Below are 15,892 nucleotides of genomic sequence, written 5' to 3'. Positions count from 1 at the left end.
GCTTCACATACCTAATTACATCAAGGCAATAAATCTAAAAGGCAGCAGAACGATTGATTACAATTCCGCTGCCTTTACGTGATTTTGCCGATCCAATTATCGGAGCAGCAAGAACTATACTTTGCTTCACCAGAAGACACGATTTTGAACAAGCTGCGATGGGGCAAGCGATCGCAGTCTGAAAAACAATGGCGAGATGTCTTGGGGATTTTGAAGGTGCAGGTTGAGAACCTCGATTATGGTTATATGGCGGATTGGGCAAACCAGTTAGGGATTTTGGATGACCTGCAACAAGCCTTAACAGAGGCAGGACTATAAGACGCTTCAATTGTTGCTCAGACTGGGTGTCCAGGGAATATCGGTCACGCCCGGATCGTATCCCAACTGACTGAGTAACGTAGTCAATTGTCCGCGATGATGCGTCTGGTGATTAAACATGTGCGTGACTAACACCCAGGCTGGTAATGTTCGTGTGGTGTTGTTGGTAGCTGTGGTGTAAGTAAACGGTTGATTGAGCCACTCATCTGTTAGCGTTGTTGACCATTCTAGAATGTGCAAATCGGTCTTAATTCGCTCTTGATGTAACTCCTCAAAATCGCTGTAGAGTTCCTGTCCAATCTTGGCTGCGAAAGGCTGATTGATAAAGCGTCCCATCCAGATGCGATCGCCAAACAAAATATGATTTAACGTGCCATGAATCGACTTAAAAAACGCTCCTAAATCTGCTTTGCGCTGTTCATCGGGAATCTCAGCACAGATGGCGTAGAGTTTCTGATTCATCCACTGGCTATACTCTGCCATCAATATGTATGGGTTGCGATCGCACATATCCATTTGCAATCTCTATTCTGCTAGAGGGGTGATTTCAGTTGAGTGAGATTTTACCTTGAAGGAAAGTGTAGAAACATCACCTTAAGCGGTTATGGCTAGAAAAATCGGGTTTTGGGCAGTGTGGGTAGGTTTTATTGGGTATGTGTTACTTTTGGCTCCGCCCTTTCAGCCCGATATCGCGAGACTACAAAACTTCCTGGCGGGCAATTGGGCAGACATTAATCCCTGGGTGATCGCCATCTTTTCCATGATTGGCATGTGGATCATGATCTACTGCGGCGTTATTTTTGCGGACGGCAGAGGGCAACGCATTCCAGCCTGGGCGTTTGTATTAGCATCAATTGGCTCTGGGGTGATTGGGCTGATTCCCTATCTGGCGTTGCGGGAACCGAACCCCACCTTTGAGGGGCGAAAAGATAAGTGGCTGAGATTTTGGGATTCCCGGTGGACGGGATTGGCGATCGCCTTTAGTACCCTGTTTTTCCTGGCGTTCGGGCTGCTATTTGGCAACTGGGCAGATTTTGTCAGCGAATTTCAGACCAGTCGCTTTATCCATGCGATGACGCTGGCGTTTTGCCTGTTTGGGCTACTATTTCCGGCGTTGTTGGGCGATGATATGGCACGACGAGGGCTAAAGGAATCTTGGGTCTTCTGGGCAGTGGCGTTAGTGCCGCTTTTGGGGCCCTTGGCTTATTTTTGTGCTCGTCCCCAACTACCAGCTACAGTGTACACAGAAGTTCCCTCAGCCCCCTAAATCCCCCAATTTTGGGGGACTTTGAGCGGTAGGAGTTGGATCGGAGGTCCCCCAATTTTGGGGGGTTGGGGGGATAAATACAGGATTTTGAGGTTGATACAGTAGATGTGTGTAAACATCCCCAACTACGAGAGGGATAGGGCTTGAGAGGCTTGCAAGGTCTGACGTTGCAACTCCAACAGATCTTTAATTCCAATTTCTGCGGTATCGAGAATTTGATTCAGTTGATGTCGGGTAAAACTGCCTTCTTCAGCGGTGCCTTGTAACTCAATCACATCCAACTTTTCGTTGAGCACGATATTGAAATCAATGTCGGCAGCGACATCTTCGGGGTAGTTGAGGTCGAGGTAGGGTTCGCCCTCAATCAGCCCAACGGAAATCGCGGCGACCTGATGACAGATGGGCGATCGCTCCAAATCCCCGCTCTGCACCAACGTTTCGATCGCGTCACAGAGGGCAATGAATCCCCCGGTAATGGAGGTGGTACGGGTGCCTGCGTCGGCTTGCAACACATCGGCATCCACCGTTAGCGTCCGTTCTCCCAATGCCTCCATATCCAGGGCTGATCGGAGCGATCGCCCAATCAACCGTTGAATCTCCTGTGTCCGTCCCGATAGCTTGAGAAACTCCCTGGCTTGACGCTGCACCGTGGCGGAGGGCAACATACGATATTCGGCGGTTAACCAACCTTTGCCTGACCCTTCTAGAAATCGGGGAACTCCGGGTTGAATCGTCACTGTACACAAAACTTTAGTGTCCCCACAGTGGGTCAACACAGACCCGGCAGCAAACCGGGTGAACTGCCGCTCAAAGCGTACAGGACGGAGTTGATTAGGTGCCCGACCATCGGGACGTATCCAAGCCATCACGAATTGCCTCAAAAACCCTCACTCAGGATACAGGAGACTTTCGCCAAAAGTCGATTTTATATAGCAAAACTCCAGGTTTCCATCCCAATTTATGTCTGTGGTCATACGGGGCGATCGCCAAACCGATCGGCAAGCATGCTCCCCGTCCAACCGCCCAAAATCCAAAATTAAAATCCCAAACAATATCGCTCTATAGCCTATTGACGTGCTCACATATGTAGTGTTTGATGGGGAGGAAAAATGAAGTGAAACGCTACATTTTGTTCATCCAGGTCAAAATGCTTTGCATTTGCGAACTAACGTACTACTATTGCAGTAACTTGTTGCATCAGTACGAGTACCACCTAACCCTCGGTTGAGCTTTCATTGACCTGGTTGCGTCTACCGCTGAAGTCTCTTTCGTAAATACGCCCTATGGTTTCGCAGTTAGAAGCCCCTGTTCTTGATTCAAATCGCCCACCATACATCGTTGAAGGGTTGGTTCAGGTTTTTACCTGTCAGCATCGTAGCTTTTTCGCCAATGTGATTGCCCAGGCTTTGAGAATTGCTGGACAGGGCACACCAGTCCTGGTGGTGCAGTTTCTCAAAGGTGGAATCGCCCAGGGATGCGATCGCCCCGTTACGTTGGGTCAACATCTCGACTGGTTGCGGTGTAACCTGCCTCGCTCGGTCAATACTCCCGACCTGGAAGATGGTGAAGCAACCTCATTGCTAGAGCTTTGGGAGCACACTAAAAGGGTGGTAGCTGAAGGGAAATATACCTTAGTCGTGTTAGATGAACTCAGTCTGGCGATCAACTTTGGCTTGATCCCAGAGGGTGAAGTGCTGACGTTCTTGCGCGATCGCCCCAGTCAGGTCGATGTCATCCTTACGGGACCCGATATGCCCCAGGGCATTTTAGACGTGGCTGATCAAATCACTGAGCTACGTCGTAGCTACCGTCCCTGAGGGAGGGCTAAATGGTGATTCGATAGACTTAGGGGATGGTGTGCCAGACCCGTTGATAGCCTCTATTAAAACCCTGTAATCCCCCTTAGTAAGCTACCGTATATACAAATCCTCTAGTCCCCCAAATTGGGAGACTTTGAGTCTTCGCCAACAATTTGACCCAATCAGCAGCACCCGTACTGGGAACCGATGCGAAGCGCGCCTATGGGTGAACCGAAACACCTTCTGCTGGGGGCTTTGGCTTCGCCAAGTTCAGCCTAGGTGGGGAGGCAGTGGCGTCCCCCAATCGAGGGTTTAGGGAAAATCCCCCAATGCCTGGTTTTCAAACACTTGAATCAACCTAATGCAGCGTCACACTTTATTTTTAGAATCGTCGGTGCGAGCGTCTCGCTCATGGCGCGAACAAGATGCTCGCACTACGCTAACTTTTAACTGTGACATAGCACTAGCACCTGATTTGCAAGAAGCAGAGAATCGGTCGCTATACTTGCGATTTGTTACAGGTCAGTTATGTCCCCCTGGATGCCAATGGGCAAATGAGACAATGGGTGCAGTGATTTACTGGGTCATTCACCCATGTCATGACTATGCAACCTCCTCAATCAACCTACAGTCCCCTTGAAACCGCGATCTTGACTGCTTTGAAACAGGGTGGACTCAATCGGGGAGAACTCTCTGATCTGACTCAACAACCCTACTCACGTCTCGTACCCCTGTTGGATGGCTTGGTTAGCAAAAAGGCAATCGAAAGTTACTTTCACAATGATGGAAGGCATCTACCTGTATTGACCTATCGGTTGCGATCGCTCAATTTACCTCAACGTGCAGCACCACCTCCGCCCCCACCTCCACTGAATCCAGCGTTAAGACAATCTCGCTCTTGATTCTATGACCGCGATCGCTTAAGCATGGGATAGCAACACGTGAGCTATCCCATTGTTTTTGCCAGGTCAAAGCAATGTCTCAGTTACCTTCCTTTCGCGATCGCACCCTCCTACAACGTGCTCTGACGCATCGCTCCTACGCCAACGAGCATCAGAGTATCGGTGAACACAATGAGCGATTAGAGTTTTTAGGCGATGCTATTTTGAATTTTTTGAGTGGCGAATTTCTCTATAGGCGATATCCCACCAAGCCTGAAGGCGAACTAACCCCACTGCGATCTGCCCTTGTCGATGAAAGACAGTTGGCGCAGTTTGCCAGATCGCTAAACCTGGGTAGCTTGATGCAACTCGGCAAAGGAGCCGAGCAGGAAGGCGGACGGCAAAACCCTAATCTCCTCAGCAGTACCTTTGAAGCTGTCGTCGGTGCCTATTTTTTGGATACAGCTGACATCCAAGCGGTTCGAGCGTTTGTAGAACCATTGTTTGAGGAGGTGGTCGATACTTTAATTGGGGCGATCGCTGAAGTCAACTTCAAAAGCCGCTTTCAAGAGTGGGCGTTAGCAACGTTTGGTGAAAACCCTAAGTATCTGATTGTCAGCCAATCTGGACCCGACCATGCCAGAGAGTTTGTCGCGGAGGTCTGGGTCAAGCATCAAAAATTTGGCGAGGGCAAAGGGCGACGAAAACAAGATGCTGAAAAACGTGCAGCAGCTGATGCGCTGGCAAGAATTAAAGAGGAAGAAGAGAAGGAGGAGTAAGGGGTGCAATTGAATCTCGATTTATAGCTACCGCCACTTTATCTAACGTGAATTTGGGATAAGGATTTCGGCGGTTAAAACCGCACCTATCGGAGGAAAACCGACCTGCGTCGGTTCGTCAAATCCTGCCTTTTCCGGAGTCCGTGTCGGCGGACTTTGCTTTAGTAGCCGCGAATTCATTCGCCGGGCTCTTAAACCGAACTGACGTTATTTAAGACAGGGGGTGTGGGCTGCACCCCGTCTTAACCCAAGTGACTACGGCTATAGCCGTAGTCACATTTGATGGGGCGGAGGCGAGTCAGGAAGCTTTCTCAGCGTTAAGGTTTGAGCCATTGCCTTTGCCTTAAGCTTTCTGACCCAAACTACAGCGGTTCTCAGACGAGTGCCACACAGCAAATGCCTGTAGATTTGGACAATATGAACGGTTGGTGTGGCATACACGAATGAGAATTGCTGTATATAAGTTGAAGGGAGCATCACAAATAGCGTTTAACTGTCCCCAGGCTTAGTCCAACGACACGCTACACCGGAACAAAGGTGAGCTTATCAATGCGGACATGTTCGCCATTATGCTCGATACCTCTCAGTTGGATCGTGTCACCGGGAGCTAATGCTACGTTGGCGATCGTATGGCTGGTGAGATTACCCGATGACGTTGCTGAGCTACCCAGACTCTGGCTGAATTGCCAGGAAGACACCGTTTGCCCCTCAACGCTGACAGAGGCAGAGGCGACTCCATCTGTTTCATCAAAATAACCAACCACAATGTTGTAGCGTCCCTGCATCCCTGTAAAGTCCACCGTAGCGGTGCCCTGTTCATTACTCGCTCCACTCACGAAACTGATCACATTTCCACCCGATGCGACGGACACTGCCTCTCTCCGAAAACCGCTGAGTTGGGTAATGTTTTCGGCTTCAACGGTCACAGTTTGGGGAGTTCCCGTTGGAGTTGGAGAAGGGGTCGGGGAACCCAGATTTAATGCCTGAACAGATGCGGCACCGCTATAAAGCTGCGACTGGGGAATCACTTCACGGGGTTGACTGGCACTCGACCATTCCAGTTTAGAGACCGCGTTACCTGTGTTCTCAAAATACTCCAGGCGAATGTCATACCGTTGCCCTGCGGTTAGCTGAATTTTGCCGCTGGTAGTCTTGACAGCTTGATTGACCCAGTTATTGATCACCTGTTGACCGTTAACCCACAAGCGCACTCCATCATCCGTCGAGGCATAAAAAGTGTATTCCTCACTGAAGCGAGGTTGAATTTGCCCTGTCCAACGGACTGAAAAGGTGTCAGATCCGACGCTGGAATCTGGAGAACTCGTCCCCCAATTGAAATTAACCGTGGCATCCGTGCGCTTAACGGCTGCATTGGTGAAGTCCATATTGTTGAAATACTCACCATACAAGCCATTGCCGGTGCCATTGATAGGGGTTGGGGGGGTCGGTGTTGGCGCAGGAGCAGGTGCCGGAGCAGGGGTCGGCGTTGGGCTTGGAAGCGGAGTTGCTGAATCGCCAGTGGGGGATGTCCAACGGATGATTGAACCATCCTCACTGCTAGTCAAAATCGTGCCATCGGGCGCAAAGTCGATGTATTCAATGCCTTGAGCGTGTCCCTGCACAGTTTGAACTAACCGCCAATCGGAGGTGCGATAAGTTCTCAATGTGCTGTTGGATTGTGTGCCATCACTTCCACCGCCACCAACGACTAACCATTTGCCATCGGGACTCCAGGCAACTGCTTCGACAATACCAATGCTGTCAGGCACATCAACCCGGGTAACGAGGGTGCCATTCAGACGAAAGACGCTAAACGATGTATCGTTGCCGTTGGCAGTAGCAACCATAGTGCCGTCGGGAGAGAGGCGTACGGACTTGACCGACCCTCCGCTGTTTGCGGCAGTAAAGGAGCGAATCTGAACGCCATCGGAGGTACGGTTGATGAAAACACGACGACTGCTTCCGGCAGAAATCAGATATTGGGAGTCTTGTGTGAACTCAATGGAGTTGGTTGAGCCTCCCGATGAATAGGTGTAACGCCGTGACCAGTTGGAGGTGTTGTAGACATTAACAGAGGTGCCATTGGCAAATGCCAGAAGTTGCCCGTTGGGACTCCAGGCCATACCGTCTACATCAGAACCTGACAAGCTTCTCACTAATTGACCATCGGTTGCCCGATAAATTTTGACTCCGCTAGAGTTACCACCCGCTGCGATGTACTGTCCATCGGGTGAAAAGGCGAGGGATTCAATCTCGCCAGTTTTTCCTCCGGTTGGGCTACTGTATTGGGCTACCCACAACTCCCGTCCAGAGCTAGTGTAGAACCGTAACTTACCATCTCCTGCACCTGCTGCAATGTAACGGGCATCTGGGGAAAACTCAGCTACCTCAGAGGTACCCGCAAGCCCCCGTGGATCGACTGTTTGTTGCCAAAGAATCGATGGACTCATTCGTTTGCCTCCTAGGATTAGATCAATATCATGCGTTTGGATGCAAGATTGACGATGTAGGTATCGACTTGCTGTTGCATCCAGTTTTCAAATAATTCGTTCAGCAGGTGTTGTCTTGTTGTTGCATCCAACTGAGAAGGGAGCAACTGTTCTAGCCGCAAGATCACCCACCATTCACCAACATGCATGGGATAACAGATTTCACCGGGTGCAGATGAGATCAATTTTCGTCTGACATCAGGATGGGGCTTCGTTAATGGACAGGGACCGATCATGCCGCCTGTGCTGCGTTCAAAGCCTTCAGAATACTCTTTTGCCAGATCTTGAAGGGATTCCTCACCTTCTGCGAGTCGGCAATAAAGCTCCAAAGCTAACCCTTCGTCTCTGACCCGAATAAAGCTGTAGATCACTTGATCGAGAGCATCTTTGCGCTGGAGAAAATAGGTTCTTAACCGTAATCCCCACGTTTTAAGCTTGAATTTGTCAAGCTTGATTTGACGTTCGACCCACTGCAAAAAGTGTGATTGATCACGAAAACCCTGTGCTGCAATCCAGGCTTGTTGCTGATCGTCTGTGAGTACTTGTTCTTGAGATAACAACATTTGCACACGAGTATGCATCTCAAGTTCATCACAGGTAAAGGGGGCGATCGCCTCATCTATGACGAGTTCTCGCACAAGCGATGGTAGCAGACGGTGTTCTGCTAAAAGTTTGATGATCTTTCGGGAGCTACCCAATTGATCACTAATGTTAGTCTGTTGCAAAATCAATCCTCAAAGCTACCAAATGAGCTGTCAGGAGGCGATCGCAATGTTGATTTATAGCAGTACTCACTAAGGTTAGGACGGGGTGCAGGGGTGGAACCCCTGGCTGGGGGCTACGCCCCCACACCCCCTTATGTCCTAATGCATATGCGTAGGGCTATACATTGCTACATCACTTGAAATCCGGATAGGCAGTATGAACTTTTGGAGAACAATTTCCAATGTTTAAATCAGCAGCGATGGATTTCAAAAAGTCCTAACAGCTAAAGGAGTGTGAATCAGAAATCGAACAGGGAGATGCACTCATCATTAACCGAATTACCCTGATAGTTTGGATTCACCGACTCCATGAGCCACTGATAGTTGGGAACATTAACCTTCGTGACGAGCTTAATGCAGAATAGTTCCATTTGAGTTGCAACTTTGTCAGATGCGATCGCGCAAGTGACTGGAAATACAACAATCTACACTCAAAATTAGCTCTCAAGAAAGACAGATTTTGGACTCAAATCCTGTCTCTCATTCCTACCCATCCCTATCAATTGGTGTGCACATGAAATGGTAGACGCACCCAATCGATTTGGTGTGTTGGCGTTTGGAGAGTGAAATCGCGTATTTCGTGTAAACAAGTGTATCGAATTAGGCTGGTATCTGACCTATGCCTTAGGACGGGTAATCAGAACCCAACCCGAATTAGTGCCGACTACTTCATGCGGCTCTAACTGTAGCGATCGCAGCTTTTCGGGGCTAACCAATGCGTAGGGCTGAACCCGTCGTTCCCACTGGTTCTTTAAAGCTTCATCCGTTGCGGGGATAACACGGCGATCGCTGTAAAAGTCTAGCGAGGGACGGTGATAATCATACGAGGTGTAAACTACTTGACGAGGCGATGTATGGGATTGGATCAACTGAGCAACGGGTTTGACTGGATAGGCTTCGTTCAACTCCCAAAGCCAATGATTGGACATCATCAGCAGTGCTAATGCTAGATACGTCCCCCAAATCAGCACCGAGATAAATTGCGGATCTTGTTTTGCCACTAACACCGCTGTAACCGTTAATGTCACCGCCAGTAACGCAAAAATCACAGCCAAATCCGGCTCTAGAGGTGAGCTAAACCCAGCAAAATAGACTGCCCCTGCGGTCATGACCAGAATGAACAGGCTAAACACCGTCACCCAGTGATCGGAGTAGGGAGTCAGTGCGGGTTGTTTGACGCCAATATGCCGTCCCTGCTCCCACATGGAGGCGAGTTGATGACCACAGATCAACGCCAGAGCAGGATAGACAGGTAAAACATACCAGGGCAGCTTGGTTGACATTACTGAAATGGCAACAAAATAGATCCCTGCCCAAACGATCGCCAATTTTGCCCAACTCAGGTTGCGATGCTCCCAGGCTTGCTTGATGCCCAGAGGTAGAAACAGCAACCAGGGAAACCCATACTTCACAAGCTCCAGCAAGTAATACCAGGGAGGACCAGAGCGATTGTCAACGGATGTCACTACCCGCTCAGCAGACTGTTCGAGGAAGTGGGTTTCAATAAACTTCCATCCATAGTGCCGCCATTGTGCCCAATACCACAGCAGGACAGGAGAGCACCCCAACCCAATCCCCAACCACAAATAGGGAGAGGTCAGCAGACGGGGCGTATCCCAAATCAAGAATGCCAGGGCGATCGCCCCCAACAACACGCCCATCATCACGCCTTTAGTCAGACAAATTAGCCCTAACCCAATGCCAATGCCCAGAGCATAGCGGGTATCTCGGCGCGATCGCAGCACACACCACATCATCAGCAGCATGAAACACAACACCGCCCCGTCTAACATTGCCAGTCGCCCATGTCGAACCACAGGCAAGGTCGTCAAATAAACCAGCGTTGTAAATAAAGCAGGAGCACGGTAGTGAAATAGCTCCCGTCCAACCCCATACAGCAATGGCACTGAAAGGGTCGTCAAAATTGCCCCCGGCAAACGAGCCGTCCACTCATTCACGCCACCAATCGAATAGGTTGTTGCGATCAACCAGTGCATCAGGGGCGGTTTGTTGAAGTAGGGTTGATCGCCCAACGTAGGATGCAACCAGGCAGATAGATCAGGTGACCCCTCCCAGATTTCTCGTGCCACCTGGGCAACCGTTCCCTCATCCCAATCGCGCAAGGTGACTCCACCCAGATCAATGCCAAACAAGATTGCCGCCGTAACTGACAATATGGCAACCCATAACCAATCTGTTTGGTCGGGTCTACGACGCAACCAACTCTCCGACTGCCCCAAAACTTGCATCCTTATCCTTCTGCTGATGAACTGTAAAACGCCGATCGGTATCGTCAACATTGAGCGACACGGTTTGATCTAAAAATGTGGCGAATTTTACAACTAAAAAAACTACAGATAACGAAAACTAAGAATTTTTCTTGCGTCTCATCACCGTTATTTATTGTGAACTGTTCCATGCAAATGTGGCAGGGGAACAACCCATAGATTTGTAATTTTGTTGTCAAGTTTCTATCGAACTTGTTTAACGTGAATTCAGAATCAGGATCTTAGCGGTTAAAACCACAGCTCTGGGAGCAAGATCAACTTGCGTCGGTTCATCAAAACCTGCCTCTTCCAGAGTCCGCGTTGGCGAACCTGGCTCTCCTAGCCGCGAATTCATCGCCAACCTCCTACCGCAACTTTCATTTGTGTATGCCACACCGATCGTTGCTCGCCTGAATCCACAGGCATTTACTGTGTGGCACTCATTTGAAACTCGCTGTAAAACAAACCTGATACCGATTTAAATGGTTTCCAGTACAAATGCGTACGCTCGTAGGGGCGGGTTTAGCTGTTTACTAACGGCAAACCCAAGCACTCATCTGCAAAACCCGCCCCTACCGACAAATGCCTTGTCACAATTTAATTTGGTATGACGTTGTTTATTCCTATTCCTAATACCAATTAAAGGTGAAGGTGCGCTAAATCAAAGACCCCTGCACCCCGAACTCCCACCCCTATTTACGACGAGTTGTACTAAGGCAACAGTCGGGGGTGAATTAGAGACATCCTCATATCCAATTGGTAGAAGTCGCAGTTTTTTATTGCAGCAGCAGAAATCTCCATTCATCTTCCACCTCTCCTTATGCCCCACCTGATATTGTTAACAGTAGGATTGGGCAACGTGTTATGGATGTTTCAATCATTGGAGCCAGTGGCGATTGTGGGCGAGAGATTGTGACTCAGTTGCTCGTTGCGCGAGTCATCTCACCCTCAGAAAGACTGCAACTAGTAGGACGTGCCGAGGGGCGCAGTGCTCAGATTTTGGTGGGTCTGTGTAGCGATCTAGAAGACGCCTATGCGGAGATGGCTCCTGAGTTGGATGTGGCGTTGCATCCTGAAGAGGTCGTGGGGGATGTGATCGTCATGGCAGCAGGGGCAACCGTGGGCGGCAAGGTAACCTCTAGAGCAGAACTAGCACAGGTCAATCTGCCGTTGTTTGAGAGCTATGCCAAAGCGATCGCCCGCTATGGGCACGGTCACGAGGTCATCATTGTGGTGACCAACCCAGTTGAACTGGCTGTTGAGGTGTTTAGTCGCTACCTCGATCGCCATCAGGTAATTGGCATCGGAGCTTACTCAGATTCGTTACGGTTTCGTCGAGAGATTGCGGCTGATGTCGGCATCCGTCGCCAACTGGTGCAGGGCTTTGTCGTGGGGGAACATGGGGATAGTCTGGTGCCACTGTGGAGCAGTGTCCAGGTTCAAGGGATGGATACAGAGGAGTTACAAACGACTCTCAAGCGACTGCGACGGGGGCGGTTGATTGACGATTTTCCCAATGAGGTCAACCGTGAAAAACAGATTGTTTTGAATTATCTGCAAAACGAAAGCGTTCAAGCTGCCTATACCTACGTCGATCGCCTACCACCCGATCTGCGAGTCGTGATTAAGCCCTATGTGACTCACCTATCCGGTGCGAAAACGATTTCTGCCACGGCTAATGTCACAGTTGATCTCGTCAAAACCCTGTTGGACGGCAAAGAAATCGTTGTATCGGGGCAGGTGCAACTGGAAGGCGAGTTTTACGGCATTCAAACACCTATCGGAGTCCCCATTGTGGTAACTCCCTTTGGCTGGACTCAGGTCGTGCCACTGCAATTGTGGGAAGAAGAGGCACAGTTGCTTAAGCGGCAAGCCGATCGCCTGAAACGACGGCTCAAGGAGGATTGGCAGCATGATTGAGCAACGCTGGGTGTTTGTGGTGCAGGCACTTGATAAACCGGGTGTGCTAACGGCTACTGCATCTGTTTTCTCAAACCGGGGCGTGTCCCTTGAAGGCATTTTGGGTAGTGGCATCGCAGCAACAACCGCAGAAGATGCTCGCCTGATTCTCAGTTTTCGAGCCGTTGAGCGCAAAAAGGATCTATTGTTGCGGGCACTGCAACGCCTCGCCAAAGTAATTCATGTTGAGGCGTATCTGTACACTGACCCCCGACTACGAGCGATCGCCATTGCCAGAGTTGTCAATCTCGATAACCTTGGCCTGAATACCGACAGCTTACAAACCGAACTGATTTCTCAAACGCCAGAGGGAACAACGGTCTTGTTTACCGGAAGCACTACTGCTGTAGAAACAGCCGTTGCCACACTGCGGCAGAACCGAGTGTTGATCGATGTCGTCGGCTCAGCGATCGCCGTTTAAGGATGAGGGAGTAGGGAGTAGGGAGTAGGGAGTAGGGGAGTAAGGGAGTGGATGAGAAAGACAGTGTTACCGTTTTATGCCATCACCCCATCACCCTTTCATCTACAGTCGTGCTGCACAAATCGCCGCTCCAATGAGTCCCACATTGGGATTCGTGATCACATGCACAGGTACTCGCTCAATCAATGGGCTGACCCGTCCCTTGGCAGTAAATGCCTCTAAAAAGATCCCCGATTTCATCAGTGCCAGATTTTTGGCAGCGATGCCACCCGCTAGATACAACCCACCATAGGGTAAGAGCTTCAGAGCCAGGTTGCCTGCCTCTGCGCCATAGGCAGACGCAAACAGTTCCATCGTCTGAGATGAGAGGCGATCGCCTTCTGCCGCCGCTTTTGCAATCACCGCTGCCGGATCAACCGTCTTCTCACTGATGCCCATCTCACCCTCCCAGGTGCGAATCAACTCGGCTACCATCGGTGATTCATCGGCTACGTAGCGATCGCGCAAAAACTGGTATACCGACACAATGCCCTGACCCGATACTACCCGTTCAACGGAGACACGGCTGATCTTGTGCTTTTCCAGGAGGTATCGCATCAGTTGAAATTCCAACTCTGAACGGGGCGCAAAATCCGCATGACCCCCCTCTGAGGGATAAATCCGGTAGCCGTCGCCCTGCCGCATCAAGAAGCCCTGTCCCAACCCCGTACCCGCACCAATGACGGCGATCGGAGCTTCAGGGTCAAGTTCTCCTACCTGCAATGTCTCCAGGTCGGCAGGCTCTAACCCCAGGACTCCGTAGCCCACCGCTTCAAAGTCGTTGATCAGCGATACCTGGTCAATCAGGAGTTCTTCCTGGAGTCGCTCACCACTCAGCGACCAGGGCAAGTTGGTAATCCGCGATGTGTTGTTGACGACGGGACCCGCCACCGCAAAACACGCCTTCTCTAACTTGGGAAAGCTCACTAGATCTAACTCGGCTGCCACCAAAAACTTTCGCACCAGTGGCACCAAATCCAAAAACTCAGCACTGGCATAGCGATTCTCGTACAACGGTTTCAGCTTGGTCTTGCCATCGATCGTCTCGGCTTCAACCAACCGCAAAATAGTCTTCGTCCCACCAATATCGCCTGCCAGTAATAGTGTCATGACTTGTCTTGCTCCATTCCTTTCCCTATATAGCAATCCTAAGTGATTTGTGAAAGTGCCCTTTTCACAAATCACCCTTTTCACAAATCAAATAGACCAGCTATAGTGCTAGATTCCAATTAAAAGTAGATAAGCCAAACGTTGCAATTTGCCAAAGAGCCTATGAATTTATCCATTGCCGATTTGCGTCGAGACTATACCCTTAGAGGACTCCACGAAAGCGACGCTGATCCCAATCCATTCAAGCAATTTCAAGCCTGGTTTGAACAGGCGATCGCTGCTGAACTCCCCGAACCCAACGCCATGACCCTGGCAACTGCAACACCAGATGGCATTCCCTCTGCTCGTGTGGTCTTGCTCAAAGGGTTCGATCAGCGGGGCTTTGTCTTTTACACCAATTACCATAGCCGCAAGGGACAGGAATTAGCCCACAATTCTAAAGCTGCCTTAGTGTTTTGGTGGGCAGAGCTAGAACGGCAAGTTCGCATTCAGGGCGATGTAGAGCCAGTGTCGGCGGAAGAGTCAGACACCTACTTCCACAGTCGTCCGATTGGGAGCCAGCTTGGAGCCTGGGCATCGAATCAGAGCCAGGTGATTGGCGATCGCCACGTCCTGGAACAACGCCTTCAGGAACTCCAAGAAGAATATCAGAATCGGGAGATTCCTCGTCCGCCCCATTGGGGTGGTTATCGCGTCAACCCTTATAGCATTGAGTTCTGGCAGGGGCGATCGAGCCGATTGCACGATCGCCTGTGGTATAAGCAGATAGCTGATAGCCAGTGGGATATTGTTCGGCTCTCGCCATAATCACTATGCAAAAATGGTACAGACGCGATTAATCGCGTCTCCCACCCGATCGCCTGTCTCAAATCTCGACGTATTCCAAAACACTGGTCGGTTCAGGGATTGAAAGCCCTTCCTCTTGCAATCCCTCAATATGAAATTGAATTGCTTCTACAATAAGCTGCCACACTTCTTCCCGTGTTTCGCCCACAGCTACACACTCCGGTAGGTTTGGAACATAAGCCCCATAACCTACAGGAGCAGATTCAATTATCACTGTGTAACCCATTACAATAGCTCAATAAATTCGTCTACACTCAATCCAATCTGGCGAATAATTGCTCGTAATGTTCCACGAGCCAACTTTTTGTGATTTGGAATAACTACCTCGGAATAGGGGTCATCGCGACGCACAACAATATGACTACCCTTTTGTCTAACAATGTCAAAGCCGATACTTTTCAATGCCCTAATGCACTCTGCACCTGAGATACAGGGTTAATTTACTCATACATCAACAATGACTGTCTCAAAGCGATCTTCAGGAATCGATCGCCCTTCATCTCGTAAGACCTCAAGATAAAGCTGAATTGCTTCTTTGATGTTTTCAATAGCTTCTTTTTTGGTTTCACCTTGACTAATGCAAGGAGGCAGACTTGGACATTCAGCCACCCAGTAATTATCCTCATCTGGATAAACAATTACTTGTCTCGTGTGAATCAGTTCACTCTCTATAGCATCTTCAAGCAACTCCCTCAATACCTTTCTCTTTTGGTTATCCGGTAGATGCTTTACCTGCTGAATCAATTGCTGATCAACTAACTTTGAAGAAACATAAGAACCTGTTTCAGAATTAGCCCTTCTTACTCGCTTTATTACATAGGAAGGCTTAATCTGTCGTTTTGATTTCGACTTTTGGTGGTGCTTTGACATGCGTTCGGAATGTTTATCACCGTAAGATGCCATTTTACTAGCTCAAAACTAATCCTAAAAGCCTAACAAAAATCCCCCGCCGA

General features: G+C 49.6%; 20 protein-coding genes. 8 read left to right on the top strand and 12 right to left on the bottom strand.

The annotated features are described in order from the left end of the window. Positions 1-84: 84 nt before the first annotated feature. Positions 85-318: a hypothetical protein gene (locus tag H6G89_RS16130; protein ID WP_190508137.1), complete on the top strand. Its 234-nt coding sequence runs from the start codon at positions 85-87 to the stop codon at positions 316-318. Positions 319-324: 6 nt separating this feature from the next. Here the strand turns inward: H6G89_RS16130 and H6G89_RS16125 are convergent, their stop codons facing one another. Continuing rightward, entirely contained in the window at positions 325-834 is a 510-nt protein-coding gene (locus tag H6G89_RS16125; RefSeq protein WP_242059974.1) for a DinB family protein, read from the bottom strand. An 88-nt stretch (positions 835-922) separates the two neighbouring features. On the opposite strand from H6G89_RS16125, the gene H6G89_RS16120 reads away from it, so the two are divergent. Next, entirely contained in the window at positions 923-1,585 is a 663-nt protein-coding gene (locus H6G89_RS16120) for a DUF2834 domain-containing protein (protein ID WP_190508135.1), read from the top strand. A 125-nt stretch (positions 1,586-1,710) separates the two neighbouring features. Here H6G89_RS16120 and rph read toward each other — a convergent pair whose 3' ends face one another. Continuing rightward, the gene (gene rph, locus H6G89_RS16115; RefSeq protein ID WP_199336755.1) at positions 1,711-2,451 is read right to left on the bottom strand and encodes a ribonuclease PH; all 741 of its coding nucleotides are present in this window, start codon (positions 2,449-2,451) and stop codon (positions 1,711-1,713) included. 417 nt (positions 2,452-2,868) lie between these two features. On the opposite strand from rph, the gene H6G89_RS16110 reads away from it, so the two are divergent. The 3 genes from H6G89_RS16110 to rnc all read left to right on the top strand — a co-directional run bounded on the left by H6G89_RS16110 (position 2,869) and on the right by rnc (position 5,044). Continuing rightward, a complete protein-coding gene (locus H6G89_RS16110) occupies positions 2,869-3,402 on the top strand; it encodes a P-loop NTPase family protein (protein ID WP_190508133.1) in 534 nt (177 codons plus the stop codon). A gap of 587 nt (positions 3,403-3,989) precedes the next feature. After that, positions 3,990-4,286 (top strand): hypothetical protein, encoded by a 297-nt coding sequence (locus H6G89_RS16105; RefSeq protein WP_190508131.1) that lies wholly within the window; start codon positions 3,990-3,992, stop codon positions 4,284-4,286. Positions 4,287-4,360: 74 nt separating this feature from the next. Next, positions 4,361-5,044, top strand: coding sequence for a ribonuclease III (gene rnc / locus H6G89_RS16100; protein WP_190508129.1), 684 nt, complete (start codon positions 4,361-4,363; stop codon positions 5,042-5,044). 42 nt (positions 5,045-5,086) lie between these two features. Here the strand turns inward: rnc and H6G89_RS16095 are convergent, their stop codons facing one another. From H6G89_RS16095 to H6G89_RS16070, 6 genes are all read right to left on the bottom strand, one after another. Next, positions 5,087-5,224: a hypothetical protein gene (locus H6G89_RS16095; RefSeq protein ID WP_190508127.1), complete on the bottom strand. Its 138-nt coding sequence runs from the start codon at positions 5,222-5,224 to the stop codon at positions 5,087-5,089. A 93-nt stretch (positions 5,225-5,317) separates the two neighbouring features. Then, positions 5,318-5,485, bottom strand: a complete 168-nt coding sequence (locus H6G89_RS16090; RefSeq protein WP_190508125.1) for a hypothetical protein — start codon at positions 5,483-5,485, stop codon at positions 5,318-5,320. Positions 5,486-5,565: 80 nt separating this feature from the next. After that, complete coding sequence (locus H6G89_RS16085; protein ID WP_190508124.1) at positions 5,566-7,494, bottom strand: PA14 domain-containing protein; 1,929 nt, start codon at positions 7,492-7,494, stop codon at positions 5,566-5,568. A gap of 17 nt (positions 7,495-7,511) precedes the next feature. Further along, the gene (locus tag H6G89_RS16080) at positions 7,512-8,258 is read right to left on the bottom strand and encodes a peptidylprolyl isomerase (protein ID WP_190508122.1); all 747 of its coding nucleotides are present in this window, start codon (positions 8,256-8,258) and stop codon (positions 7,512-7,514) included. Positions 8,259-8,914: 656 nt separating this feature from the next. After that, the gene (locus H6G89_RS16075; protein WP_190508120.1) at positions 8,915-10,546 is read right to left on the bottom strand and encodes an ArnT family glycosyltransferase; all 1,632 of its coding nucleotides are present in this window, start codon (positions 10,544-10,546) and stop codon (positions 8,915-8,917) included. A gap of 235 nt (positions 10,547-10,781) precedes the next feature. Then, positions 10,782-10,919 (bottom strand): hypothetical protein, encoded by a 138-nt coding sequence (locus H6G89_RS16070; protein ID WP_190508118.1) that lies wholly within the window; start codon positions 10,917-10,919, stop codon positions 10,782-10,784. 509 nt (positions 10,920-11,428) lie between these two features. Between H6G89_RS16070 and H6G89_RS16065 the strand changes: the two genes are divergently transcribed. Both H6G89_RS16065 and H6G89_RS16060 read left to right on the top strand, forming a co-directional pair. Next, positions 11,429-12,484: a malate dehydrogenase gene (locus tag H6G89_RS16065; protein ID WP_190508116.1), complete on the top strand. Its 1,056-nt coding sequence runs from the start codon at positions 11,429-11,431 to the stop codon at positions 12,482-12,484. Next, positions 12,477-12,944, top strand: a complete 468-nt coding sequence (locus H6G89_RS16060; protein WP_190508114.1) for a hypothetical protein — start codon at positions 12,477-12,479, stop codon at positions 12,942-12,944. Before H6G89_RS16065 ends, H6G89_RS16060 begins: the two co-directional genes overlap by 8 nt. 102 nt (positions 12,945-13,046) lie before the next feature. On the opposite strand, the gene H6G89_RS16055 is transcribed toward H6G89_RS16060, so the two are convergent. Next, entirely contained in the window at positions 13,047-14,093 is a 1,047-nt protein-coding gene (locus tag H6G89_RS16055) for a glucokinase (protein WP_190508112.1), read from the bottom strand. 162 nt (positions 14,094-14,255) lie between these two features. Between H6G89_RS16055 and pdxH the strand changes: the two genes are divergently transcribed. Further along, positions 14,256-14,900 carry a pyridoxamine 5'-phosphate oxidase gene (gene pdxH, locus H6G89_RS16050; protein ID WP_190508110.1) on the top strand — a complete coding sequence of 215 codons (645 nt, stop codon included), beginning with the start codon at positions 14,256-14,258 and terminating at the stop codon, positions 14,898-14,900. 58 nt (positions 14,901-14,958) lie between these two features. Here pdxH and H6G89_RS16045 read toward each other — a convergent pair whose 3' ends face one another. From H6G89_RS16045 to H6G89_RS36410, 3 genes are read right to left on the bottom strand one after another with little or no spacing between them, the layout of a single operon-like run. After that, the gene (locus tag H6G89_RS16045; protein ID WP_190508108.1) at positions 14,959-15,165 is read right to left on the bottom strand and encodes a type II toxin-antitoxin system HicB family antitoxin; all 207 of its coding nucleotides are present in this window, start codon (positions 15,163-15,165) and stop codon (positions 14,959-14,961) included. After that, positions 15,165-15,350, bottom strand: a complete 186-nt coding sequence (locus H6G89_RS16040; protein WP_339384633.1) for a type II toxin-antitoxin system HicA family toxin — start codon at positions 15,348-15,350, stop codon at positions 15,165-15,167. The genes H6G89_RS16045 and H6G89_RS16040 overlap by 1 nt, the downstream gene beginning before the upstream one ends. 33 nt (positions 15,351-15,383) lie before the next feature. Then, positions 15,384-15,842, bottom strand: coding sequence for a type II toxin-antitoxin system HicB family antitoxin (locus tag H6G89_RS36410; protein ID WP_339384629.1), 459 nt, complete (start codon positions 15,840-15,842; stop codon positions 15,384-15,386). Positions 15,843-15,892 lie beyond the last annotated feature (50 nt).

It is taken from the genome of Oscillatoria sp. FACHB-1407 (assembly GCF_014697545.1).
GTDB lineage: Bacteria > Cyanobacteriota > Cyanobacteriia > Elainellales > Elainellaceae > FACHB-1407.
This window is presented reverse-complemented; position numbering and strand designations above follow the sequence as displayed.